This is a genomic window from Gelidibacter sp., from assembly GCF_035577925.1.
Classification (GTDB): domain Bacteria; phylum Bacteroidota; class Bacteroidia; order Flavobacteriales; family Flavobacteriaceae; genus Gelidibacter.
On the sequence record NZ_DATJCY010000283.1, the window covers coordinates 1 to 23,811 of the forward strand.

24 protein-coding genes are annotated in these 23,811 nt (G+C 37.3%); 6 read left to right on the top strand and 18 right to left on the bottom strand.

Going from position 1 to position 23,811, the window contains the following annotated elements; translation table 11 throughout:
• A partial coding sequence (locus VNJ50_RS11080) for a serine hydrolase domain-containing protein (protein ID WP_325581851.1) occupies nt 1-546 on the top strand: 546 nt, incomplete at its 5' end.
• Nucleotides 547-634: 88 nt separating this feature from the next.
• Here the strand turns inward: VNJ50_RS11080 and secA are convergent.
• The 8 genes from secA to VNJ50_RS11120 form a co-directional block, all read right to left on the bottom strand.
• Nucleotides 635-3,988: a preprotein translocase subunit SecA gene (gene secA, locus VNJ50_RS11085; protein ID WP_325581853.1), complete on the bottom strand. Its 3,354-nt coding sequence runs from the start codon at nt 3,986-3,988 to the stop codon at nt 635-637.
• A 183-nt stretch (nt 3,989-4,171) separates the two neighbouring features.
• Nucleotides 4,172-4,393, bottom strand: a complete 222-nt coding sequence (locus tag VNJ50_RS11090; protein ID WP_010177336.1) for a DUF2795 domain-containing protein — start codon at nt 4,391-4,393, stop codon at nt 4,172-4,174.
• Nucleotides 4,394-4,549: 156 nt separating this feature from the next.
• Entirely contained in the window at nt 4,550-5,125 is a 576-nt protein-coding gene (locus tag VNJ50_RS11095; RefSeq protein WP_325581855.1) for a cob(I)yrinic acid a,c-diamide adenosyltransferase, read from the bottom strand.
• A gap of 517 nt (nt 5,126-5,642) precedes the next feature.
• Nucleotides 5,643-6,974 carry a DUF58 domain-containing protein gene (locus VNJ50_RS11100; protein ID WP_325581857.1) on the bottom strand — a complete coding sequence of 444 codons (1,332 nt, stop codon included), beginning with the start codon at nt 6,972-6,974 and terminating at the stop codon, nt 5,643-5,645.
• A 122-nt stretch (nt 6,975-7,096) separates the two neighbouring features.
• A complete protein-coding gene (locus VNJ50_RS11105) occupies nt 7,097-8,164 on the bottom strand; it encodes a MoxR family ATPase (RefSeq protein ID WP_325581859.1) in 1,068 nt (355 codons plus the stop codon).
• A 4-nt stretch (nt 8,165-8,168) separates the two neighbouring features.
• The gene (locus VNJ50_RS11110; protein WP_325581861.1) at nt 8,169-9,377 is read right to left on the bottom strand and encodes a DUF4350 domain-containing protein; all 1,209 of its coding nucleotides are present in this window, start codon (nt 9,375-9,377) and stop codon (nt 8,169-8,171) included.
• Nucleotides 9,374-10,102, bottom strand: coding sequence for a hypothetical protein (locus tag VNJ50_RS11115; protein WP_325581863.1), 729 nt, complete (start codon nt 10,100-10,102; stop codon nt 9,374-9,376). The genes VNJ50_RS11110 and VNJ50_RS11115 overlap by 4 nt, the downstream gene beginning before the upstream one ends.
• Nucleotides 10,103-10,110: 8 nt before the next feature.
• Nucleotides 10,111-11,085 carry a stage II sporulation protein M gene (locus VNJ50_RS11120; RefSeq protein ID WP_325581865.1) on the bottom strand — a complete coding sequence of 325 codons (975 nt, stop codon included), beginning with the start codon at nt 11,083-11,085 and terminating at the stop codon, nt 10,111-10,113.
• A 23-nt stretch (nt 11,086-11,108) separates the two neighbouring features.
• Here VNJ50_RS11120 and VNJ50_RS11125 point away from each other — a divergent pair, with 23 nt between their 5' ends.
• Complete coding sequence (locus tag VNJ50_RS11125; RefSeq protein WP_325581867.1) at nt 11,109-11,825, top strand: RDD family protein; 717 nt, start codon at nt 11,109-11,111, stop codon at nt 11,823-11,825.
• A 433-nt stretch (nt 11,826-12,258) separates the two neighbouring features.
• Complete coding sequence (locus tag VNJ50_RS11130) at nt 12,259-12,879, top strand: trimeric intracellular cation channel family protein (RefSeq protein WP_325581869.1); 621 nt, start codon at nt 12,259-12,261, stop codon at nt 12,877-12,879.
• Nucleotides 12,880-12,954: 75 nt separating this feature from the next.
• Here the strand turns inward: VNJ50_RS11130 and VNJ50_RS11135 are convergent, their stop codons facing one another.
• Both VNJ50_RS11135 and VNJ50_RS11140 read right to left on the bottom strand, forming a co-directional pair.
• Nucleotides 12,955-15,111, bottom strand: coding sequence for a M3 family metallopeptidase (locus VNJ50_RS11135; protein WP_325581871.1), 2,157 nt, complete (start codon nt 15,109-15,111; stop codon nt 12,955-12,957).
• 64 nt (nt 15,112-15,175) lie between these two features.
• A complete protein-coding gene (locus tag VNJ50_RS11140; RefSeq protein WP_325581873.1) occupies nt 15,176-15,883 on the bottom strand; it encodes a peptidylprolyl isomerase in 708 nt (235 codons plus the stop codon).
• Nucleotides 15,884-15,889: 6 nt separating this feature from the next.
• Here VNJ50_RS11140 and VNJ50_RS11145 point away from each other — a divergent pair, with 6 nt between their 5' ends.
• Nucleotides 15,890-16,531, top strand: a complete 642-nt coding sequence (locus tag VNJ50_RS11145) for a CoA pyrophosphatase (RefSeq protein ID WP_325581874.1) — start codon at nt 15,890-15,892, stop codon at nt 16,529-16,531.
• 83 nt (nt 16,532-16,614) lie between these two features.
• Entirely contained in the window at nt 16,615-17,424 is an 810-nt protein-coding gene (locus VNJ50_RS11150; protein ID WP_325581875.1) for a lysophospholipid acyltransferase family protein, read from the top strand.
• 16 nt (nt 17,425-17,440) lie between these two features.
• Here the strand turns inward: VNJ50_RS11150 and VNJ50_RS11155 are convergent, their stop codons facing one another.
• The 8 genes from VNJ50_RS11155 to VNJ50_RS11190 all read right to left on the bottom strand — a co-directional run bounded on the left by VNJ50_RS11155 (nt 17,441) and on the right by VNJ50_RS11190 (nt 23,471).
• Nucleotides 17,441-18,082: a hypothetical protein gene (locus VNJ50_RS11155; RefSeq protein ID WP_325581877.1), complete on the bottom strand. Its 642-nt coding sequence runs from the start codon at nt 18,080-18,082 to the stop codon at nt 17,441-17,443.
• 6 nt (nt 18,083-18,088) lie between these two features.
• Nucleotides 18,089-18,583: a sigma-70 family RNA polymerase sigma factor gene (locus VNJ50_RS11160; RefSeq protein WP_325581879.1), complete on the bottom strand. Its 495-nt coding sequence runs from the start codon at nt 18,581-18,583 to the stop codon at nt 18,089-18,091.
• A 167-nt stretch (nt 18,584-18,750) separates the two neighbouring features.
• The gene (locus tag VNJ50_RS11165; protein WP_325581881.1) at nt 18,751-19,419 is read right to left on the bottom strand and encodes a lysoplasmalogenase; all 669 of its coding nucleotides are present in this window, start codon (nt 19,417-19,419) and stop codon (nt 18,751-18,753) included.
• 98 nt (nt 19,420-19,517) lie between these two features.
• Nucleotides 19,518-20,408 (bottom strand): pirin family protein, encoded by an 891-nt coding sequence (locus VNJ50_RS11170; RefSeq protein ID WP_325581883.1) that lies wholly within the window; start codon nt 20,406-20,408, stop codon nt 19,518-19,520.
• 267 nt (nt 20,409-20,675) lie between these two features.
• Complete coding sequence (locus VNJ50_RS11175; RefSeq protein WP_325581885.1) at nt 20,676-21,251, bottom strand: NAD(P)H-dependent oxidoreductase; 576 nt, start codon at nt 21,249-21,251, stop codon at nt 20,676-20,678.
• An 18-nt stretch (nt 21,252-21,269) separates the two neighbouring features.
• Entirely contained in the window at nt 21,270-22,148 is an 879-nt protein-coding gene (locus tag VNJ50_RS11180) for a pirin family protein (RefSeq protein ID WP_325581887.1), read from the bottom strand.
• Between the two features lie 67 nt (nt 22,149-22,215).
• Complete coding sequence (locus tag VNJ50_RS11185) at nt 22,216-22,821, bottom strand: Crp/Fnr family transcriptional regulator (protein ID WP_325581889.1); 606 nt, start codon at nt 22,819-22,821, stop codon at nt 22,216-22,218.
• Between the two features lie 86 nt (nt 22,822-22,907).
• Nucleotides 22,908-23,471: a thioredoxin family protein gene (locus tag VNJ50_RS11190; protein ID WP_325581891.1), complete on the bottom strand. Its 564-nt coding sequence runs from the start codon at nt 23,469-23,471 to the stop codon at nt 22,908-22,910.
• Between the two features lie 37 nt (nt 23,472-23,508).
• Here VNJ50_RS11190 and VNJ50_RS11195 point away from each other — a divergent pair.
• Nucleotides 23,509-23,811, top strand: a 303-nt coding sequence (locus VNJ50_RS11195; protein ID WP_325581893.1) for a tRNA-binding protein, incomplete at its 3' end; no start/stop codon positions are given.

The following is a 23,811-nucleotide window of genomic DNA, read 5'->3' on the forward strand; positions in this document are numbered from 1 at the left end:
AAAGCACTTAAAGCCGTTGGTAAAGCAGGTGAAAAGTGGAATTACAGTACCGGGGAAACCGATTTGGTAGGCATTCTTATCCAAAAGGCGACTGGAAAAAGTTTGGCAGAATATCTTTCCGAAAAAGTTTGGAAACCTTTAGGGATGCAACAATGTGGGTATTGGATAACCGATGAATGTAGCGGAATGAATATTGGTGGAAGTGGATTTTCTGCTAGTTTAAGGGATTTTGCGCGTTTGGGCACTTTAATGCTCAATGAAGGAAAAATTGGAAATGAAAGTATTTTTGCTGATGAATATTTAAAAAATGCAACTTCACTGTTGTACCAAATCAACGATCAAGGCGGTGGTTATGGCTATTTGTGGTGGCATAATCCGGATGGAAGTTATGCCGCTCGTGGTATTTTTGGACAATTGCTTTACATTCATCCTGCTGAGAATTTGATTATAGCGCAAATGGCGGCTTGGCCTCAAGCAGGTTCAAAGGAGCTATCACAAACACAACAGGCTTTTATTCAAGCCGTACGAGATGGTTTGGTAGATTAATTAGAAATTTAAATGAAATAAAAAATCCTGATTTCTTACGAAATCAGGATTTTTTGTGTTTGATATTCCTGCTTTTGCAGGAATTTGTTTATTCTTCGATCAACACCCAGTCACCTTTCAACAATAAAGGTTCTGCTTGTTTGTATTTCATGGATTTGTTTTCACCGCTCAACACATGTTTGATGGTCACTTTATCATTACGGCCAATTTTTGGTTTGTCGCGTACAATAGTTTCGACCACTTCTTGGCGTTGTGTGTTTCCAGCAGCTCGGCTTTGTGCAGAACGTTCGTCCAAATTAGGGATTTCCTCCTTATTGGTTTCTAATTTTTCTTTAGAACGTACTTGTCTCGCTTCTTGTATGGCATCGGTGGTTTCTGATGGCAACTCGCCTTTAAACAAAAATGAAATTACATCTTTGTTAACTTGGTCAATCATCACCTTAAACAATTCAAATGCTTCAAACTTATAAATTAGTAAAGGGTCTTTTTGCTCATGGACTGCCAACTGGACCGATTGTTTCAATTCGTCCATTTTTCGTAAATGCGTTTTCCAAGCGTCATCCACGATGGCCAAGGTAATGTTTTTTTCAAAGTCGTTGATGAGTTGTTTCCCATTGGTTTCGTAAGCTTTTTCAAGATCGGTAACTACTTGTAAGCTTTTTACGCCATCGGTAAAAGGTACCACGATACGTTTGAATTTATCGCGCTGTGTTTCGTAAACGTTTTTGATAACCGGAAAAGCCAACTCTGCATTGCGCTGCATCTTTTCTTTATAATGTGCAAAAGCCGCTTTGTATATTTTGCCGGTAATTTCTTGATCTGACATTTTATTAAATTCAGCTTCTGTAATCGGCGAACTCATTGAAAAATAGCGGATCAATTCGTATTCAAAGTTTTTAAAGTCGTTGGATGCTTTGTTGTTTTGCGTAATAATTTCTGAAGTATCATAAATCATATTGGCAATATCCACACGCAAACGTTCGCCATGTAAAGCATTATGACGGCGTTTGTAAATTACTTCACGTTGTGCGTTCATGACATCATCATATTCCAACAAACGTTTACGTACGCCAAAGTTGTTTTCTTCAACTTTTTTCTGTGCGCGTTCAATGGATTTTGAAATCATGGAATGCTGAATGACCTCACCTTCTTTTAAGCCCATTCGATCCATCATTTTTGCAATACGCTCACTACCAAACAATCGCATTAAATTATCTTCTAAGGAAACGTAAAACTGCGAACTTCCTGGATCTCCTTGACGTCCGGCACGACCACGCAACTGTCTGTCCACACGACGCGAATCATGGCGTTCTGTACCAATAATGGCCAAACCGCCAGCTTTTTTAATCTCGTCAATCAACTTAATATCTGTACCACGACCCGCCATATTGGTAGCAATGGTGACTTGGCCAGGTTGCCCAGCTTCGGCAACAATATCAGCTTCTCTTTTGTGGAGTTTAGCGTTCAATACGTTGTGTGGCACCTTGCGAAGCGTCAACATTTTTCCTAATAATTCACTGATTTCAACAGAAGTTGTTCCAATTAATACCGGACGACCTGCTTGCGATAATTTAGTGACTTCATCAATAACAGCGTTGTATTTTTCACGTTTAGTTTTATAAACCAAGTCCTCGCGGTCATCACGCTGAATAGGTCTGTTGGTTGGAATTTCAATAACGTCCAACTTGTAAATTTCCCAGAATTCACCAGCTTCCGTAACCGCAGTACCGGTCATACCGGCCAATTTGCGATACATTCTGAAGTAATTTTGAAGCGTAATTGTAGCAAAAGTTTGCGTAGCAGCTTCAATCTTTACATTTTCTTTAGCTTCAATAGCTTGATGCAATCCATCACTATAACGACGGCCATCCATGATACGACCAGTTTGCTCATCAACAATCATTACTTTATTGTCGATCACCACATATTGAATATCTTTTTCAAATAGGGCATACGCTTTCAATAATTGGTTGAGTGTATGGATACGTTCTGATTTGACGCCAAATTCTCTAAACAACTCTTCTTTGGCTTCGGCTTCTTTTTCTTTGGGAAGGTTTTGATTTTCAATTTTTGAAATTTCCAGTCCAATTTCAGGCATAACGAAAAAGTTTGGATCATCTTCTCCCGAAAGATAATCGACACCTTTATCAGACAATTCAATCTGATTGTTTTTTTCATCAATCACATAGTACAGGTCCGCATCAATCTTTGGCATTTCGCGGTTATTGTCCTGCATATAAAAGTTTTCTGTTTTTTGCAAAAGTTGTTTGATGCCTTCTTCACTCAAAAACTTGATCAACGCTTTGTTTTTAGGCATACCACGGTAAACTTGCAATAATTTGAAGCCACCTTCTTTGTGGTCACCTTCGGCAATCAGTTTTTTAGCTTCGGCCAAAACACCAGTCAAATAGTGGCGTTGTACGGCTACAATGGCATCAACTTTTGGTTTTAATTCATTGAACTCATGATGTTCACCTTGTGGAGTTGGTCCAGAAATAATCAATGGTGTACGCGCATCGTCCACCAAAACAGAATCCACCTCATCCACGATAGCATAATGATGAGGGCGTTGGACCAAATCATCAGGCGAATGCGCCATATTATCCCTTAAATAGTCAAAACCAAACTCGTTGTTGGTTCCGTAAGTGATGTCGGCATTATAGGCTTTTTTACGCGCGGCAGAATTTGGCTGATGGTAGTCAATACAATCTACGCTCATACCATGAAACTCAAATATAGGCGCCATCCAAGCACTATCACGTTTTGCCAAATAGTCGTTGACGGTTACCAAGTGCACGCCTTTTCCGGCAAGGGCGTTGAGGTACATGGGTAGTGATGCCACAAGTGTTTTTCCTTCTCCTGTTTGCATCTCTGCAATTTTACCTTGATGAAGTGCCACACCGCCAATAAGCTGTACATCATAATGGATCATGTCCCAAACGATAGGTTTTCCGGCAGCATCCCAAGAGTTAGCCCACATGGCTTTATCGCCTTCTAAGGTGACATAGTCTTTGCTTCCAGAAATTTCTCGGTCAAAAGCACTTGCCGTTACCGTAATGCTACTGTTGTGGACAAACCGTTTTGCGGTTTCTTTGACCACAGCAAAAGCTTCTGGCAAAATATCGTTAAGCACCTCTTCGGTAACTTTATAAATATCATCTTTTATACGGTCAATTTCCAGATAGATATCTTCACGCTCGTCAATGTCTTCGGTAGTTTCAGCTTCTTTTTCAAGTTTTTCTATTTTCTCGTTAAAAGGCCTTCGTGCTTCAGCAATTTTAGATTTAAAAAAATCTGTTTTTGCTCGCAGTTCGTCGTGCGATAAGGCTTCCAAAGCTTTTTCGAAGCTTTTAACTTTTTCTACAATAGGTGTGATGGCTTTAACATCCTGTTTGGATTTGTCACCAACAAATATCTTCAATACTGAATCTAAAAAACTCATAAGACGTTTTTGTTTAAGCTACACTCAGACGGGCTCAGTGTGCATTTATGATACTATTATTTTTGTATGCTGTTGTTACTACTAAAAAGCTCACAAAGATACGGTTTGTACTATGTTTATTGAAAAATAGCGCACAAAAAAAGTCTCTTGAGGAGACTTTTTGACTATTTTCTTGATATATATTTAATATTCATCCTCATTCCAGAGGTAATCTTCATCGGTTGGGTAATCTGACCAAATTTCTTCAATTGAATCGTAAGAATCGCCTTCGTCTTCAATTGCTTGCAAATTTTCAACCACTTCTAAAGGTGCACCAGTACGTATAGCGTAATCGATCAATTCGTCTTTGGTGGCTGGCCAAGGTGCATCACTCAAATAAGATGCTAGTTCTAATGTCCAATACATTTGTTATTCAATTTAAATTTTTGCAAAAATATATTTTTTGTTCAATTAATCAAGTAAAAAATGATTTATTTTATCATTAATAAAAAGAACGTAAAATTTTAATATAATTTATTGATTATTAATGAGTAATCAAACAAAATATAAAAGCCAAATTACCTAAGATTCTTTCTTTGGAATCCATTGGATTTCATCTGCTTGCAGATCATGGGACAATTTTCGTGCCAACACAAATAGATAATCCGATAATCGGTTCAAGTACATTAATGTTTCGGAAGGAAATGGTTCTAAATCATTAAGTGCTGATGCTAAGCGTTCTGCTCTTCGACAGACACAACGTGCTATATGACAAAATGACACGGTTTGATGACCTCCGGGTAATACAAAGTGTGTCATTTCTGGCAGAGATGCATTCATTTGGTCAATTTCATTTTCTAATCGTTGAATGTCTTCCAAAGATACTTTAGGAATATTCAGCCGTTCTTTGCCGCTTTTTAGAATTGCTTTTTTAGGATCGGTGGCCAATGTTGCGCCAACAGTAAATAAGCGGTCTTGAATGGCGATCAACATGTCTTTATGGTGCTGGTCAATTTGTTGATCTCTAATTAATCCGATGTGCGAATTGAGTTCGTCAACTGTGCCATAGCTATCAATGCGGATATGATGTTTTGGAACCCTTGTTCCACCAAACAGAGCGGTGGTGCCTTTATCGCCTGTTTTTGTATATATTTTCATGTTTTTATGGTTTGAATTGTTATGCTGAAAGCTGGAGATACGAAGATACAATAGAATAGAAAAATAGGCGACGAATGCGTGAAGGAATTTTGATGAATAACGCTTGTTGATTGAAGATTAACAATTGAAGATTTTTAAAGTTTAAATCTTGAGTTTTTGATGGACATAGGACGTTAAGACATAGGAAGTAAGACGTGGAAAATAGAATTTAGAAGCTTAGTAATCAAATAACCAACAACTGATAACAGAAAACCGATTTTAAATCTCGAACTTTGAATTTTAACCTGAAACACTGAGAACTTATTCCTTTATGGAACTATGACTCACCTTTTTGAAACTCTGTGGAATAGCTTTTTCTGAACATTTGGCTGAACGCAGATGACACGGATTTCATGGATTTACACAGATTTTTGAACTTCGAATTTTCTATCTTGAACATTGAGCATTGAACACTGAAAACTAATCCCAAATTCCTAATCCCTCATCCCAACCAGAAAACCGACAACTGAAAACTGACTTAAAGCAATCCCCGAGATTTAATTTCCAAGTACTTATTGATCGTGTCTATCGTCAGATTTTCAGGAGTGGTCAAAATGGAATGAATGCCATGCTTTTTTAATTCCTGAACGATAAGTCGCTTTTCGAACACAAATTTTTCGGCAATAACCTTGTCGTAAACCTGTTGCAATGTTGTAGCTTTTTCGTCAACAATACGGTTCAATTCGGTGTTTTTAAAGAAAATAACCACAATAAGATGGTTTTTGGCAATGGCTTTTAAATAAGCAAATTGACGATTTAAACTGTCGAGAGTTTCGAAATTGGTGTATAGAAGGATCAAACTTCTTTGTGTGATATGCCGTTTGATATGTGCATAAAGTCGACTAAAGTCACTTTCATAATAATCGGTTTTTATATTGTAAAGTGAATTTAATATTAAATGCATTTGGGAGTTTCGACGTTGTGCGACGACCATGTTTTCTATATTTTTGGAAAATGATAGCATGCCGGCTTTATCGTGTTTTTTTAAAGCAATACTGCTAATCACCAAAGTTGCATTTATGGCATAATCCAATAAGCTTAGCCCTTCAAAAGGCATTTTCATCACTCGGCCTTTATCAATGATGGAATAGATGGGTTGTGATTTTTCATCCTGAAATTGATTGACCATCAAGCTATTTTTTTTGGCAGTTGCTTTCCAATTGATGCTTCTTAGGTCGTCGCCCAAAACATAATCTTTTATTTGCTCAAACTCCATCGTGTGGCCAATACGCCGTATTTTTTTTAAGCCATAATCCTGCAAATTATTATTGATGTTTAAAAGTTCGAATTTCCGTAATTGTTTAAAACTAGGGTAGGTTGGGACCATTGCATTTTGATCAAAACAGAACCGTTTGGCTACTAAGCCTAAATTTGATGTGGCGTAAATATTGAGGTTTCCAAAGTGATATTCGCCACGTTCCGTAGGTCTGAGATGATAGGTTAAGTTATCCTTTTCTTTGGATTTGATACTTAATTTTCTATTGAAATTGCGCATCTGAAACTGAACCGGAACTTCATCAATAATGGTCAAATTTACCATAAAACCAAAGTTGTTGTCGATGGTAATTTTTACCTGATTGTCGTCGCCATTAGAAAATTTATCAGGTAATAGACGATGGCCCTGAATTTTATTTTTTCCAAAAAATAGGATGCTGCAATCGATAAAAAATAATACTAATAGCACCAAGATAGCTAATTGTGCTACTGCAAATAAAACCGGAATAAAATAACTGAATACAAACAGAGCGATAATGAATAATCCACTATAAAAAAATCGAGGCTGTATGTAAAATGATTTAAAGAGTTTCAAGTTTATAATTTATTTTTTTGCCATGAATTCACGAAGGGTTTTGGTTGAAATTGAATCCCGATAGCTATCGGGAGAAGTCGAAGTTGAATCTGGAACTGCCAACTGCGACTGTCTACTGGACTTTATCTCGGAATCTCCACATTTTCAATAATCTGTCGGATGACTTCGGTACTCGTAATGCCTTCCATTTCACGTTCTGGCGTGACAATTACACGATGGTGCAAAACCGGTATTGCGGCACGTTTAATATCTTCGGGCGTTACAAAATCGCGTCCTTCCATGGCTGCAAAGGCTTTGCTTGCTTTTAATATAGCGATGGACGCTCGTGGTGAAGCACCCAAATATAAAAATGGACTATTTCTGGTAGCCATAATTAAATCGGCAATGTATTTTATTAAATGTGCTTCGACCAAAACATGGGTGACGAGACCTTGGTATTTGACAATTTGTTCGGCCGTTAAAAATGGCGTAATGGCATCGGTTTTTGCACGATCTTGCAAATGCTGTTCGCGCATTAAAATCTCGATTTCTTCTTCGAGATTTGGATAATTTACGACAATCTTGAATAAAAAACGATCCAGTTGTGCTTCGGGCAAACGGTAGGTGCCTTCTTGTTCTATTGGGTTTTGCGTTGCCAAAACCATGAATGGAGCGTCGAGTTTATAGAAATTGCCATCAATGGTAATTTGCTGTTCTTCCATAACCTCAAACAGTGCGGCTTGTGTTTTTGCCGGTGCTCGGTTAATTTCGTCAATAAGTATGGTATTGTTGAAAATCGGACCTTTTTTAAACTCAAAATCGGACGATTTTAAATTAAAAACGGAGGTTCCCAGAATATCACTTGGCATCAAATCGGGCGTAAACTGAATACGGCTGAAGCCAACACTCATGGATTTTGCCATCAACTTTGCGGTAATTGTTTTTGCAACACCCGGAACACCTTCAATTAATGAATGGCCTTTGGCCAATAAAGACGCCATAAGAAGATGAAGCATTTCAGGTTGGCCAACAATTACTTTGCCGATTTCGTCCTTGATTTTCTGAATGCTTTCTTGCAATTCAGAAAGATCAAGCCGATTGGTAAATGTCACATCTTGAGCGGTTTCTTCGAGAGTGTTTTCCAGATTATTTTCAGGAATTGATGTTTGATCTGTAGTGGATGGTTCTAAATGAGGATTTTGGTTTTCCATGGAATTACGAATAAAATTCTTCAATATGTTTATTGAGCTTGATGAGGTTTTCTTCAAAAAACTCGTTTTTTGACCGTAACCAATTGATGAAATTAATGGTTTTTTTAACGGTTTCTTTCTTTTTTCCCGATTTTTGAATGAGTTTGGCAATAAATTCTTCATTTAAATCGGAGGTATCTAAATGGTAATCCGATCTTATTTTTTCTAAAAAATAAGTGATTTTCTTATCGATTAGGTTTTTATGGTCTTGTGTTTCGAAATACAGATTGGAAATGGTTTTTACAAAGCTAACCGTGGTATTTTCCAATGGTTTTATAATTGGAATGATGCGTTGGCGTCGTTTTGCATGAAATATGATGAATAATAAAGTTAAGATCAACGCTAAATAGGTTGCCCATTTAAAGGATTGTTGTTGAAGAAACCAGCTTAAATTTGATTTTTCTTCAGCATCGCCATAATCAGCATCGTAATATTTGGTAAAAGAATCAAAATAGATGGTTTTGTTAGGCAAATAGGAGAGCACACCTTCAGAATAACGATAGCGTTGGTCTTTTAAAATGTTGTAATTGGTGAAAATTTTCGGTTCTAGATGCAAAAAGATATGGCCATCTTCAAAAGGAATTTCTAAAAAATTGACCTTTGCATAATCGTCGTTTACATAACCTAGAACCTTGTGGTTTTCGGATGGGAATGTTGAAAAATAAGAAGAATTTTCACTCTTGTCGATGGTTGTGTTTTTTGATTTAAAAAGATCATTTTTAAAACTCAAATTAGCAATGGTGTCTTTGTTTTTAATGGTTTTTATGGTCAGGTTTAATGTATCCAACAAGGTTTTTGGAAAATTATAATCCGACATAAAAAGTGTGTTTCCACGTCCCGCAAAAATGAGCAACTCTTCAATATCTTCAACTTCCAAAGTATTGGAATTTCCGATCAGAATATAAGTCCCTTCTGCAATAAAATCGCCATAGCCATCTTCAGAATTCGCATAAAAATAATTGGATGGCGTGTAGTAAATGGGTTTTATGGAGTTGTTGTCAAATAGCTTTGGCAGTTCTTTATAAAGCACACTTAGGCCATAAGGTTTGTTGCTTCGTTCATTAAAGCTTTCTGTCCAATCTACAGTTTTACCTGTGTTTTTATCTACTATTACAGCCATTGCAATTACTGCTGTAACTATAAGAAAAAGTGCGATTATGGCTGTTTTATTCATGTGTTGACTTTTTTAATAAGTTCAACAAATCGGGTTTTTGCCGTTTGGTATTGCATTGGGCTTAGATCAAATTCGCCGTACCAAGTATAATTATAGAGATAAGATGTGTATGCAAAATCTTTATTGAATTTTTGTGTTGCAATGGCTTGCATATAATCGGCATTGGTTTTGTCATCTTCATAGATAATGAAGTTTTTTTGTGCTAATTCTTTGAGAACCAATAAATAATAATATCGGATGGCTAGTCGGTAGTCGTTAGCGTTTTCTGCATTGGTAATCAGAGTTTTGATGTCAACTTGTGCAATATTTTTTGAATTGATATCGTCATACGTTTGTATTTTTTTATTCGATTTTGACGAAAAAAGCTTGCTGCCGCCATCATTTAAAAGTGTGTATGCCAAAAAAACGACGGCGATAATCAGAATAACGACAAATAGCCAGTTTAATCCATTGAAATTAAATGAAAAATTAGATGCGTTATTCTCGTCTTTCAGATCTGGTTTTTTGTCAGAATATTTTGAAGGTGTGCCTTTGGTTGGTGAGGTTGGAGAGACGACTTCAGTGCCTTCGTAATTGTATTTTCGACCTGAATAGCGGTCTTTGAAATTTGCGTTAAATTGACGTTCGGTTGGTGGTTGTTGTAAGGCGGTAGTGGTACAAACCAAGGTATTGGTGTGAACCAAAAACATTAAAATCGTAAAAATAATGACCGGGTTAAGTTTCATAGAGTTCCTTATGAAATCAATTTTACATTATGCTTGTTGTTTACCACAAACGGATAAATGAGGTAATAATAACTGATGCATCCTAATGTAATCAAGATGATGCCCACAGAAATGGCGTGTGGCATTTCTTGTGAATATCTGGTAATGAATCCCTCTAGAAATCCTGCGAAGAATGTAAAAGGGAAGGTGCTAATCAGTATTTTTACACCAATTTTAACGCCTTTTTTAAACGATGTAAATCGCGAATGTGTGCCAGGGAATAAGATGCTTGTGCCTAAAATTAATCCTGCTGCTGCGCAAATGACAATGGCGAAAATTTCCATGGCGCCATGAATCCAAATTCCACGGACACTTTCCCAAAACACTTCTTTTTCATAAAAAAAGTACTGAAAAGAGCCGAGCATTATGCAATTTTTAAATAAGATATAAATGGTTCCCAATCCGCCAAAAACGCCCAAAACAAAACTCATAATGCCAACGCGTAAATTGTTGACCGTGATGCCAATGAAACTTCCCCAATTACTGCCACTTTTATAAACAGCCACAGGATTGCCGGCTTCAATGTTTTCTAAAGTCATGTTCACGTATTGATCGCCTAAAATGGAACGTACAAATTCGCCATCATTTGCAGCAGAAATAACACCAATGGACGTAAAAATGGTAAATATAGCAAAAGCGAGATATACCATTTTTCGATACTGGTACATTAGCATTGGGATTTCTGTTTTCCAGAAAGTAATTATTCGGTTGCTGTCTTCGCGTTTGGTTTTATATATTTTCTGAAAAGCTTTGGCTGCTAGTTGGTTGAGGTAAATAATCACCTTGCTTTTTGGGTAGTAGGTTTGTGCGTACGACAAATCGTTGATGAGTTGGATGTATTGCGATGCAAGCTCATCCGGATTTTTAAAATCATTATTGGAAATGGCAGTTTCAAAACTCATCCATTTTTCCTTATTTTGCTTAATAAATGCAACTTCTCTCATACACGGTTGAAATATAATATAAAATGTCGCAGTTACAAATTAACACTACTCAAAATGTAAAAATAAACTTTACCGCATCAGGCGTGGGCGAAAGGCTGTTGGCATTCATTATTGATATGTCGATTAAGATTGGGTATATCACGATTCTGAATTTTACTGTTGGCGCGTTTCAAGATCTAGATCAATGGTCGCAAATAGGGATCAGCACCTTGTTGGGATTGCCTGTTATGTTTTATACCTTGATTTTGGAAGCGCTATTGGAAGGCCAAACTCTAGGGAAAAAAGCGATGAATATCAAAGTCGTTAAAATTGATGGGTATCAGGCTTCATTTGCGGATTATGTGGTACGTTGGTTTTTTAGGATTGTAGATATTTATATCTTCGGAATCGGTTTTTTTGTCATAATTTTTAGTAAACGATCGCAGCGATTGGGAGATATGGCCGCAGGAACTGCCGTTATTGTATTAAAAGATAAAGTTACTATCAGCCATACTATTTTAGAAGATTTGCAAGATGATTACCGACCCACTTATCCGACGGTGATTAAATTATCAGATAATGATGTGCGTATCATAAAAGAAACTTTTGTGCTTGCCAAAAAGTCGAATGATCACGCCACATTGATGAAATTACGATACAAAATCATGGAAGTAATCGGTTTAAAACAAATCAGCGGTAATGATGTTGAGTTTATTGATGTCATTTTAAAGGATTATAATTTTTATACCCAAAGTATGTAAGCAGCTAACCCTGTTTTTTTGTTTTAGAAAATAGGAGGTCGTTTATTTTAAACACCTAGAAACATAGTCTTTAAAGAGGTCTTTCTATCTTGCTAAAGTTTCATATAGCGCTTAGAAGCTGAACTTCTAGGTTTCTTTTTTCATACATCTTAATTATTTGTAAAACTGTAGAAATACCTTTTGCGTCAGATGCTATGTGTCTAGGTGGTTAAATACTTGAATATGATCATTTTATGTTATTAGTTGATTTGACCGCTTATTTTTTTTACGCATAGCGACATAGTTTTTCTATGTATCTATGTGGTTTAATGTTTTTGCCGTTTCTTGGAATTGAACCCCAAAAAATTTCAAATCGTTATTTTATTTCGATAAAGTTTCCTTTTGCCCAACGTGTGTTCCTATCTTTGCGCACTGAATCGTTTTTCTTAAAATTATGTTTATACAGACCCTTGATATTTTGGGGACTATTGCTTTTGCTATTTCTGGTGTTTCCGTAGCCATGAACAAAAGGATGGATGCTTTTGGTGTTCTTATCATTGCTTTTGTGACGGCCGTTGGTGGTGGAACGCTACGTGACGTTTTAATTGGAGTAACGCCAGTAACTTGGATGACCAATATGACTTATGTTTATGTCATATTTGGTGCCACTGTTTTTACGGTTGTATTTCAACAAAAGATTAATTATCTGCGAACCTCTTTGTTGTTTTTTGATAGTATTGGTATCGGACTTTATACGGTAGTAGGCATTGAAAAAGGATTGGCAGTCGGTTTACATCCAATTATTTGTATATCCTTAGGAACAATGACTGCTTGTTTTGGTGGCGTGATAAGAGATATTTTGTGTAATGAAATTCCTGTGATTTTTAGGCGAAAGGAAATTTATGCCACGGCTTGTATTTTGGGAGGTATCGTCTATTTTGTTTTAAGACAATTTCCAATTTCCGATAATATTATTTTTATGTCTTCCGGTGCAGTGGTGATTGTGGTACGACTTCTTGCTGTAAGATTTGGGATTAGTTTACCGAATATTTATAGAAAAGAACGATCTGTTTAGTTGTTGTTTAAATGATATAAAAAAGCCACATTCCTAAAAACGTGGCTTTTTCAATTTATTACAATAATGAAAGGATTATTTTTTTGGAATAGGGAATCCTCTATCTCTCATTAACGCTTCAATTTTGGCATCACGGCCTCTAAATAAGCGATAAGCTTCGGCTGGATCCATTGAGTTTCTTGGTGCAAATAAGTACTTTACCAATTTATCTGCCATGTCTTTATCGTAAAATCCTCCAGGAGCTTCATTAAAAGCTTCCGAAGCATCAGCTGTCAATACATCGGCCCACATATAACCGTAATAAGCTGTTGCATAGCCTTCGCTCGAAAAAACGTGGCCAAAGTGTGGCGTTCTATGGCGCATTACCAATTCTTTTGGCATGTTCATTTCGCTTAAGGTTTCACGTTCAAATTTGTCGATATCAATGTTAGTAGGATCGGCCAAATGTAACTTCATGTCAATTAATGCCGAAGCCAAATATTCGGTAGTTCCAAATCCTTGGTTGAATGTTGATGCATTTTTAATTTTAGCAACTAAGGCCGCCGGAATTGGTTCTCCAGTTTTGTAATGTACCAAAAACTGATTGATAACTTCATCCGTAGATAACCAACGCTCCAATAATTGTGATTGGAATTCGGTATAATCTCTAACGCCCCCATTTAAAGTTGGATATTTTACGTTAGATGAAAAGAAATGTAGCGCATGTCCAAACTCATGGAAGAATGTCGTGGCATCATCCCAAGAGACTAAAACAGGTTCGCCTGGTGCTGGTTTCACAAAATTGGAGTTATTGGAAGCCAATACTGTTTTTTCGCCATCAAAAGTAGAGTGGCTTCTATACATTGTTGCCCAGGCTCCAGAGCGTTTTCCTTGACGTGCAAATGGATCCAAATACCATAAACCAATATGTTTTCCTGAATCTTTATCGGTCACATCCCAGACTTTGACATCGTCATGAAAAACAGGAACCGATCCTTCTGCAACTGGTGTAAAGTTGTAGTTAAACAAACGTTCGGCAGTGTAAAACAACGCTTGGGTCAATTTATCAAGTTGAAGGTATTGTTTGACTTCTTCGCTATCTAAATCGTATTTTTTCTGACGCACTTTCTCAGCATAATATCTGTAATCCCATGGCTCGATGGTAATGTTGTCGTTGTTGGCATTTGCTACCGCTTGCATATCGACTACTTCTTCTTTAACTCTTGCTATTGCAGCAGGCCAAACGGCCATCATTAAATCCATCGCGTTTTCTGGGTTTTTTGCCATGCGGTCCTGCAAGCGCCACTCGGCATAATTGTCATAGCCCATTAGTTGAACACGTTCTTTACGAAGTCTTAAGATTTCTGCAATCAGTGCGTTGTTGTCATATTCATCGCCATTGTCGCCGCGAGAGTAATAGTTGGTCCATACTTGTTTGCGCAATTCGCGTTCGGTAGAATAGGTCAAAAACGGATCGATTGATGACCGGGTATTGGTAATGGCGTATTTTCCTTCCTGTCCTTTATCGGTAGCAATTTGAGCTGCCGCCTTAACAAAAGATTCTGATAAACCTCCCAATTGATCGGCATTGAGGTACGTTACGTAATTTTCTTCGTCATGTAAAACGTTGTTTGAAAATTTGGTGTAAAGTGACGAAAGTTCTTTGTTGATTTCGGCATAACGCTTTTTCTTTTCAGCATCTAGGTTGGCACCATCCATTTCAAAACTCTTGTAAACCAAATCAACGACACGTTGTTGGTCGGCTTCTAAAGGCGTTGTTTTGGAGGCCTCATAAACTGCTTTGATTCTTGAAAAAAGGTTTTCGTTTTGTGAAATTTTAGAGCGGTAATCCGATAATTTTGGTGCTAACTCCGCTTGTAGGCTTCTAAATTCTGGAGATGAAACGTTGCTGCTCAAAATTCCGTAATAAGTAAAAACGCGATCCAGCTCCTTGCCCGAACGTTCCATGGCAACAATGGTATTTTCAAAAGTTGGTGCTTCGGTATTATTGGCAATTTTTTCAATATCTGCCAATCCCAGTTCCATCCCTTTTTCTACAGCTTCCTTAACATCTGCAACATTCATTTTGTCAAATGCTGGAACGCCGCCATAAGGACCTGTCCATTCTTGTAGCAAAATGTTGGTGCTTTCCGTCACGGTATCTTCTTTTTTGTCATTTTCCTTACAGCTCGAAAAAGCAATCAGCATACATAGGCTCAGTGCTTTAAAGTGTTTAAGATTGTGTTTTGTCATTTGTTTTTAGTGTTGATTTATAAAGTGTTACAAGATATTAAATTAAAGACTTAATTTTCCCCAATTACTCAATAATTTCTATTTTTCGGATATAGACGTTTCTTAGCGGCCATTCGCTTTGGTCGGTTTCAACGGCCGCAATTTTATCTACCACATCCATGCCTTTTATTACTTTTCCGAAAGCGGTATATTCACCATCCAGATGATGTGAGCCCCCGTGTTGCTGCACGATAAATAATTCATAGGGTGAAGCAAGCTTATAGGCATTTTCAATTTCGGCACTGGGCATGCTGATGGTACCTCGATCGTGCAGGAATCCTCGTTTGGTATCTGGCGGAAGCAAATATTTTCCGATAGCGTGACGTCGTTCAGCGATGGTCATATGATCACTATTGCCCCCTTGGATAACAAAGTTGTTGACCACACGGTAAAATTGTGTGCCATCAAAATAGTGTTGTTTGATCAAAAAGATAAAATTGGCGCGATGAAATCGGGTTTCGTCATAAAGTTGGATATCGATCGTTCCAAAATCGGTAGTGATGCGCACTTTATTTTCCTTGTTTTCCTTTCCGTATTCGAGAAAGAAATCCATTGCGTTTTTATCGGTTAATCTAGGGAACTTTCTATCTTCTTGTACTAAGGTTTCATTTTTGGTTTGCGTGTTTTGCTCCATTGGATATTCTGTCGAAGAATGATTTCTTTTTTGTTGAGATTGTTTATCTTCACAGCTCAATAGTATGAACCATACGCCAACGCACATTAAAATTCTCATATCTAAATGAATTTTGATATCTTTTTAAATTCTATTTCAAAAATAGAACATATTCCACTTCCAGGGTTAACTTCACAGGTTAAAATGTCGCCAGCTTATCGTTTGGAACTTATAAAACAGCAATATAAGCTTATGGAAAATGCACGCCAAGCTGGGGTTATGGCCTTGTTTTATCCAGATCGGGAAGGGCAGGCCAAATTGATCCTAATTCTAAGAAAAACCTACAGTGGCGTACATTCGGCACAAGTTGGTTTTCCGGGCGGGAAACTAGAAAGTGAAGATCCTTCGTTGGAATATGCGGCACTCAGGGAAACCTTTGAAGAGGTTGGTGTGCCCATTCAGGCGATGAAGGTTTTGAGGGCAATGACCTCAGTTTATATTCCGCCCAGCAACTTTATGGTATATCCTTTTTTGGGAATTGTTCTTAATACCCCGCAGTTTATAATGCAGGATGACGAAGTGGAGGATTTGATTGAAGTAACGCTCGATGATTTTTTAAATGATGACAATGTTAGCTCGCAAATGCTCATGACTTCGTTAGGAAAAGCTGTTGAGGTTCCTGTGTTTCTGTTGAACGGTTATGCGGTTTGGGGGGCAACTGCCATGATCCTCAGTGAAATAAAAGACTTGTTAAAAAAAGCCTTCTAAGTTGCAGATTTTGTTAAATTTGTTTTTCTGGGCTAGAGGTCGTACGCACCAAAAATAGCATACCATAACCGTAAATTAAAACAATGGGATTATTTAAAAGAAACCCTTTTGGTCATATACTTTTTGTGAAAAAGTGGCTTATCCGTATTCTTGGAGCCTTGACCCATAGGCGCTTTAGAGGATTTAATGAACTTCAAATTGAAGGTTCTGAAGTTATTAGGAATTTGCCGGATACCAATGTGCTTTTCATTTCCAATCATCAAACTTATTTTGCAGATGTCGTGGCTATGTTCCATGTGTTTAATGCGAGTTTGCACAATCGAGAAAACAATATTAAAAATATTGGGTATTTATGGAATCCCAAATTGAATATGTATTATGTGGCTGCCAAGGAGACCATGAAAGCCGGTTTGCTGCCAAAAATATTTGCCTACGTTGGTTCTATCAGTATTGAAAGAACTTGGAGATCGGAGGGCAAAGAGATCAACCGTCAAGTAAAAATGAGTGATATTACCATGATCTCAAAAGCTTTGGACGATGGTTGGGTGATCACCTTTCCGCAAGGCACAACCACGCCATTTAGACCTATCAGAAAAGGTACAGCGCATATCATCAAACGTTATAAGCCGGTTGTTGTACCGGTAGTTATTGATGGGTTTAGACGGTCGTTTGATAAAAAAGGACTTCGAGTTAAAAAGAAAAACATTCTGCAATCGATGGAAATAAAAGCGCCATTGGAGATTGATTACGACAATGAAACTATCGACCAGATTGTAGAAAAAATTGAATACGCCATTGAGCAGCATCCGTCGTTTTTAAAAGTGATACCACAAGAGGAGCTTAAAGCGCAAGAGGAGCTGAACAAACTCAGAAGGTATAAAGTAGAAGAGTAGGGTTTTTAGTACAGAACTACATTTCGAGTTTCTTTAATTCCTTGTAATTTCTATTAAGTTGTCTAAGTAACAATCCATAAATTAACCAATAAAAGAGTAGCAGTATTGCTGCAAATATGGCAAATGCCGCAGCTATTATTAGAATAGTTGTGGCATAAAACATAAACGCTTCGCCATTGGCTGCTGCGGTTTGTGCTTTGCTGATCAAAGCTTTATCTTGGTCAAATTCAATGTATAAAACGGCAATAAATGTAATTGCCATGAACGATAAATTAAAAACCACATAGTTTTTAACGGTTCTTCGTGTTTTTAGGATGTTTTCCATCAGCACTTTGGCACTATCGGTTACCGATATTTTTCTGTAATTCCTATAGAAAAGGAAAAAGAAATACGCCAAAACGATATATCCCAAAATCGATAAGGGAACAATCAGATAATCCGAATCCATGTTGTCAAATCGTTTTGCGTTTTCGGAGTCATTGAGAAACAACGAAATACAAGTCCATAAAGCAAATTCCAGCAAGCTGATTATGAAGATCCATTTAACAATGGACGATGATCGTTTTAAGATCATTTTGTATATCTGGTCACCAGAAACCTTAGGAAAGCTGTTTTCCTGTTGTTTCCAATGTTTTTTTAATAAATCTAATTCATCCATATACACTTACGGATTAAGTATTGTTTTTAATTTGTTTTTGATTCTGTTCATTTTCACTCTGGCGTTGACTTCGCTTATCCCTAAGGTTTCGCTTATTTCTCTATAATCCTTATCTTCCAAATAAAGAAATACCAATGCCTTTTCAATATCATTCAGTTGGTGGACCGCTTGATATAGGAGTTTCAATTGCTGTTCTTCAGTATCGTCATATTCTTCAGCTTTTATCTTAAATTGAAACGTTTCCAGTTCATAAGTACTGATAGAGCGTTTCGATTTTCGATATAAGGTTATCGCTGTATTCAAACTCACTCGGTACATCCAGGTGCTAAATTTAGCATCGCCACGAAATTTAGGGTACGCGTTCCATAGCTGAATGGTGATCTCCTGAAACAAGTCATTGTGCGCCTCTCTGTGGTTTGTATAAAGCCTACAAACTTTGTGCACAATGTTTTGATGCTCTTCTAGCAACGCGACAAAATTATGTTCTAATTCTTTGTTCAAAACTGAAGGTTGGTTAGGCTATTAGTAGTCAGAAGACAGAAAATGTTACAGAAATTACAATTTGTTTTTAAATATTGAATTTCAATTTACATATTAAAGAAATGCTTTATAATTTGAGTTATATTAAGCTGGTAAGTAATTAGTTGAATGACAGCTATAGAGAATGTCTATGATTGATTTAAAAGCCCTTTAACAATAAAAAACTGAGCTAAACCATAGGTGAGCATAATACTGATGCTTGAAAGTGGCAATGGCATATAAAATTTATTTACGGCCAAAATACTGTCTGAAATCACGAACAAGATAGCACCAATAAACACGAAAATAAAACTTTTTTGTGATACTTTTTCACGTCTTAAGAACGCAGTTATGACCATCATTAAAATGATAATAATATAAAAAACGACTGGAATTTTTAAGTCGCCCAAATAATCTTTCATCACATAAAAAAGTCCAAAAGCATAAATCAGCAAAATTGTAATTAAACCAATTGGTTTGTTTTTTGGATTTCTATTTCTGAAAAAGATCACGCAATAAAATACATGGGCCAAGAAAAAAGAAAGTAATCCCAACATAAAATAATTGGGAGATTGGCTTACAAACATTAAAAAGATGTCGCCTAATAATGAAAAAATAAGCGCCAATAAAATAATGCTTCTTGCAGATTTTGGCATTGTTTTGCTCTGGCTATAAAAAAATAAAATGAGCGAAATTAACAGTGCCGGTTTTGTAAAATAGTGCCACATCTGTAAACTTTCAATGCTGCCGCAGAGGAGTTCCATGCACAAGATGAACATGAAAAACAGGGTGAATTTTGGGTGGTTGGTTTTATCCATAAGTTTTAAATGGTTTAAATATTACATATATAAAACAGCATTAAAAGATATGGGTAATTGGTTGAATAATTTACAGGTGTTTTATATGATTTTATAAATTATAGTTTTGGTTGCGGCAGAGGCACATAATCGTTTTCATCGCCAGGAACTTTTGGAAAAGCATCTAAGTTTTGATGTTCCCAGTTTGTTTTGGCTTTTTCGATAACCGCTTTATCCGAATTGACAAAGTTCCAATAGATAAAACGTTCTTCTTCAAACGGTGTACCTCCAAAAATATAAACGGTCGTGTTTTCTTCCATTTCAAAAGTGCATAACGTACTGTCTTTAGCCACCAAAATCTGTTTGGAACCATAATTATAGCCATCAGCATTAATGCTTCCTTCTAAAATATAAAGTGCACTTTCGCCATATAAATCTTTGCCTATGGCGATTTGTTTTTTATCTGTGGTTTTTATTTCAATAAAGTATAAATCGCTGTGAACGGGCACTGGCGATGTTTTTCCGAAGGCTTTTCCGGCGATCAATTTAAAATGTGCGCCTTGTTCATCCCACGCCGGAATTTCATGTTCCTCAATATGTGAAAAGGAAGGTTCCATTTGTTCCAATTCTTTAGGCAATGCCACCCATATCTGTAAACCGTGTAGTGTTTTTTTCTTATTTCTTAAATAGTTGGGTGTTCTTTCTGAATGCACAACACCACGGCCGGCGGTCATCCAATTGACTGCTCCAGGTTTTATTTCCATATCCGATCCAAGGCTATCCTTGTGCATAATGGAGCCTTCAAATAAATAGGTGAGGGTAGATAGGCCAATGTGCGGATGTGGTCCAACGTCAAGATTTTCATCTTCATTCATATCCGCAGGACCCATGTGGTCAATAAAAGCGAAAGGACCAACCGTGCGTTTTTGTCTGAACGGTAATAGTCGGCCTACCAAAAAGTTACCAATATTGGCGGCGCGTTCTTTAATTATTAATTCGGTATTTGACATAATTTGATGTTTTTATTCCCACCAGTGGGTTTTAATACTCCGAGGCCTGCCTCGATCGGAAAGACAATTCCTTATTCATACCTCGTGGACTTGCCCAAACTTCTTGATTTTTACTGAATATCGTAAATGTTCTCGGATTCATTTCACTAATATTACAAAAAACGGATATACAAAAAGTTGTTTCGTGTAATTGTCTGATGTTTTGCACCAGCTATTTAAAAAGAAAGGCACATCATGATTAATAATAAATGATGTGCCAATTTTATTTTATTGAGTTTCTTCCCGCATGGCTTTTAATGCTTTTGTCCAAACTTTTAGTTTGTTCAGCATGCCATTCGCAGATTTCTCCAACGTCTCATTTCCTACAAAAACGCCATCTTCATTGATGAATTGTGTAAAGAAAGGTATGTTTACGGCTTGTTGCAACGGCATCATCCCCAAAGTGGTTACCGGAAGCTTTAAATCCTGCACAGCTCTTGTACCTGCTGAAATACCGCCGTAGCTTACAAAGGCCATTGGTTTTTCTTGCCATTCCACAGAGAGATAGTCGAGGGCGTTTTTTAGAGAGGCCGGATATCCATAGTTGTACTCAGGTGTTACCACAATATAAGCATCGGCTTCATTAATGGTTTTGCTCCATTTTTTGGTGTGCTCATGGGTGTACTTTTGTAGTCGTGGATGTTCTGGTTCGTCCAATAAAGGAAGGTTTATTTCTTTCAAATCTAAAACCTCTACCTCAAAATGCTTGTGATTTTCTAAAATATCCAAAAACCAACGGGCTACAATTGGGCCTTTTCTTTGTGGTCTGGTGCTTCCAATAATTAACTTTAGTTTGTATGTCATACTGTTTTATTTTTATGATTAATCTTCTAAATAACCAAATTTACCATTGTTGAAGTCGTTAAAAGCTTCAATCAATTCTTGTTGCGTGTTCATCACAAATGGACCATGCGCTGCAATCGGTTCATTGATAGGTTCACCGCTCAAAATTAAGACAATCGCATCTTCCGTAGCCTCAATTTTAAAAGTTTCACCATCGTTGGCCATCAATGCCATGTGATCTGTTGGTGCTACATCTTGATTATTTATGATGACTTGTCCTTCTATTACCAGCACGGTAGTGTTGTAATGGGCAGGAAACTCAAAATCTGCCTTTCCACCCTTATTTAATTTGGCATTGAACATGTGGATGGGCGTAAATGTAGAAGCTACACCTTTTGTGCCTTTGTATTCGCCAGCAATAATTTCAATGGTCCCTGCATTGTTTTCCAATTGGTAGCGGTGGATGTCCTCATATTTTATGGCTTGATACTTTGGATTGCTCTTTTTGTCCTTGGCGGGAAGATTGACCCAAAGTTGCACCATTTGAAAATCGCCACCTGTTTTGCTCCATTCTTCTTCATGGTGTTCTTTATGGAGTACACCGTTGGCAGCGGTCATCCATTGCACATCGCCTTCGCCAATAACACCGCCACCGCCACTGCTGTCATGGTGTGCAACTTTGCCTTTGTAGGCAATGGTTACGGTTTCAAAACCTTTGTGCGGATGTACGCCAACACCTTTAGGTTTGTCGGATGGTGGAAAATTATAAGTTGAGTTATAGTCTAATAATATAAACGGATCCATACGCTGCATGTCCATTCTAAAACCACTTGGGATAAAGTTATGGACTCTAAAGCCATCTCCAACAAAATGTGGAGCTCTTGGGCTTGCTACTAATTCTACTGTTTTTGTTTTCATGTCTTTTAATTTTTATACTACAAATTTACGACACGTACAGCGCCCACACATTGATGTATGATAAGAACTATCTTTTGAAGTTTTTTCTGGCCAATTCCCGGCGAACCCGACTTAGACTTTCCGGAGTAATCCCCAGATAGGAGGCTACCATGGTTTGTGGTACACGCAGTAAAATATCCGGATACATTTTTACAAACTGTAAATAGCGATCTTCTGCCAAAGCGCTTAATAACATATTGATGCGGTTTTGTAAATTGCGTATATGGTTGTGCAATAGTCTGTTATTGAAATCGGTAAACGATGGTATTTTATCCGAAAGCCGTTGTATAAAGTTTTCATCGATCAGAACGACTTGGCTATCTTCCAGCGCTTGGATATAATAGGTGGATGGCTGATTAAAATAGGCACTTTCCCTATCGGATATGAACCAGTTTTCGGGGCCAAAGTAGAGGATGTGTTCCTTGCCTTTTTCATCAATAGAGTATTGTCTTAAAAGTCCCTTTTCTACAAAAAAAGTATCCTTGCAATAATCGCCTTTAGTTAATAAAAACTCTTCCTTTTTAAAGTTTTTGACAGTGCAATTCTCAATGATCGAAGCAATGTCACTTTCGTTAATATTAAGATTTGACGTTAGGAAAGTTGTTAAGTTGAAACTTTTTTGGTTGTAAATCATGGTTGTAAGGTGTGATTGATGTCTGTAGCCATCTTAGTTGATGATTTTAAAGTAACGCTAAAGAAACTGAAAGCAGATGGATTTAGCTAATGCTCGGTGCGCCATTTTATATTACATCCCAAACTTGGTTTTTGATCTTTGGATATGGGTTTGTTGTTTAAAATAGCGTCGAGCGCGTTAATAAGATCCACCCCTGTTACGGGAATTCCGTTGCCAGGTCGAGAACTGTCGAGTTGGCCTCTATAGACCAGTTTTAATTGGTCGTCAAATACATAAAAATCCGGAGTGCAAGCAGCATCATAAGCTTTGGCGACAGCTTGTGTTTGATCATATAGGTAAGGAAAAATAAAGCCGTGCTCTATAGCTAGTTGCTTCATGAATTCTGGGCCATCTTGAGGATAATCTTCAACGGCATTACTGCCAATGGCAACAAATTCGATGCCCTTGCTTTTGTATGTTTTTGCGAGTTTAGCTAATGTAGGGTTGACATGTTTAACAAATGGACAATGGTTGGAAATAAACATCACAACCGTTGCTTTTATTCCTTTGCACTTTGAAAGGTTAAACGGGTCACCGCTTACTGTATCCGCCAAATTAAAATCGGGTGCGGTGGTGCCTAGAGGTAACATGTTTGATGGAGTATTGGCCATAATATTTTATATTGCGAACTGTTTTTAAATTTTAAGTATGGAAAAGATAGTAACTTTTGAGGAGTTTGCCAAAGTTGATTTGCGTATAGGGACCATCATTGAGGTCAATGATTTTCCAAAGGCAAGAAACCCGGCGTATCAATTGACCATTGATTTTGGTGACTTGGGCATTAAGAAATCTTCGGCACAGATTACCACGCTTTATGCGAAGGAGGATTTGTTGCATCGTCAAATTGTAGCTGTTGTTAATTTTCCAAGAAAGCAGATCGCCACATTTATGAGCGAATGTCTGGTGATGGGCGCCGTAAAAGATAAGGATGTGTGCTTGTTGCGACCGGAA

What these genes read in the sequence shown, in the direction of transcription:
- VNJ50_RS11095 (WP_325581855.1), bottom strand. Translation starts at nt 5,125, where the DNA reads ATGAAAATATATACAAAAACAGGCGATAAAGGCACCACCGCTCTGTTT.
- VNJ50_RS11140 (WP_325581873.1), bottom strand. Translation starts at nt 15,883, where the DNA reads ATGAGAATTTTAATGTGCGTTGGCGTATGGTTCATACTATTGAGCTGT.
- VNJ50_RS11120 (WP_325581865.1), bottom strand. Translation starts at nt 11,085, where the DNA reads ATGAGAGAAGTTGCATTTATTAAGCAAAATAAGGAAAAATGGATGAGT.
- VNJ50_RS11110 (WP_325581861.1), bottom strand. Translation starts at nt 9,377, where the DNA reads ATGAATAAAACAGCCATAATCGCACTTTTTCTTATAGTTACAGCAGTA.
- VNJ50_RS11150 (WP_325581875.1), top strand. Translation starts at nt 16,615, where the DNA reads ATGGGATTATTTAAAAGAAACCCTTTTGGTCATATACTTTTTGTGAAA.
- VNJ50_RS11175 (WP_325581885.1), bottom strand. Translation starts at nt 21,251, where the DNA reads ATGACATACAAACTAAAGTTAATTATTGGAAGCACCAGACCACAAAGA.
- VNJ50_RS11135 (WP_325581871.1), bottom strand. Translation starts at nt 15,111, where the DNA reads ATGACAAAACACAATCTTAAACACTTTAAAGCACTGAGCCTATGTATG.
- VNJ50_RS11090 (WP_010177336.1), bottom strand. Translation starts at nt 4,393, where the DNA reads ATGTATTGGACATTAGAACTAGCATCTTATTTGAGTGATGCACCTTGG.
- VNJ50_RS11105 (WP_325581859.1), bottom strand. Translation starts at nt 8,164, where the DNA reads ATGGAAAACCAAAATCCTCATTTAGAACCATCCACTACAGATCAAACA.
- VNJ50_RS11125 (WP_325581867.1), top strand. Translation starts at nt 11,109, where the DNA reads ATGTCGCAGTTACAAATTAACACTACTCAAAATGTAAAAATAAACTTT.
- VNJ50_RS11155 (WP_325581877.1), bottom strand. Translation starts at nt 18,082, where the DNA reads ATGGATGAATTAGATTTATTAAAAAAACATTGGAAACAACAGGAAAAC.
- VNJ50_RS11145 (WP_325581874.1), top strand. Translation starts at nt 15,890, where the DNA reads ATGAATTTTGATATCTTTTTAAATTCTATTTCAAAAATAGAACATATT.
- secA (WP_325581853.1), bottom strand. Translation starts at nt 3,988, where the DNA reads ATGAGTTTTTTAGATTCAGTATTGAAGATATTTGTTGGTGACAAATCC.
- VNJ50_RS11180 (WP_325581887.1), bottom strand. Translation starts at nt 22,148, where the DNA reads ATGAAAACAAAAACAGTAGAATTAGTAGCAAGCCCAAGAGCTCCACAT.
- VNJ50_RS11165 (WP_325581881.1), bottom strand. Translation starts at nt 19,419, where the DNA reads ATGGATAAAACCAACCACCCAAAATTCACCCTGTTTTTCATGTTCATC.
- VNJ50_RS11190 (WP_325581891.1), bottom strand. Translation starts at nt 23,471, where the DNA reads ATGGCCAATACTCCATCAAACATGTTACCTCTAGGCACCACCGCACCC.
- VNJ50_RS11130 (WP_325581869.1), top strand. Translation starts at nt 12,259, where the DNA reads ATGTTTATACAGACCCTTGATATTTTGGGGACTATTGCTTTTGCTATT.
- VNJ50_RS11170 (WP_325581883.1), bottom strand. Translation starts at nt 20,408, where the DNA reads ATGTCAAATACCGAATTAATAATTAAAGAACGCGCCGCCAATATTGGT.
- VNJ50_RS11185 (WP_325581889.1), bottom strand. Translation starts at nt 22,821, where the DNA reads ATGATTTACAACCAAAAAAGTTTCAACTTAACAACTTTCCTAACGTCA.
- VNJ50_RS11115 (WP_325581863.1), bottom strand. Translation starts at nt 10,102, where the DNA reads ATGAAACTTAACCCGGTCATTATTTTTACGATTTTAATGTTTTTGGTT.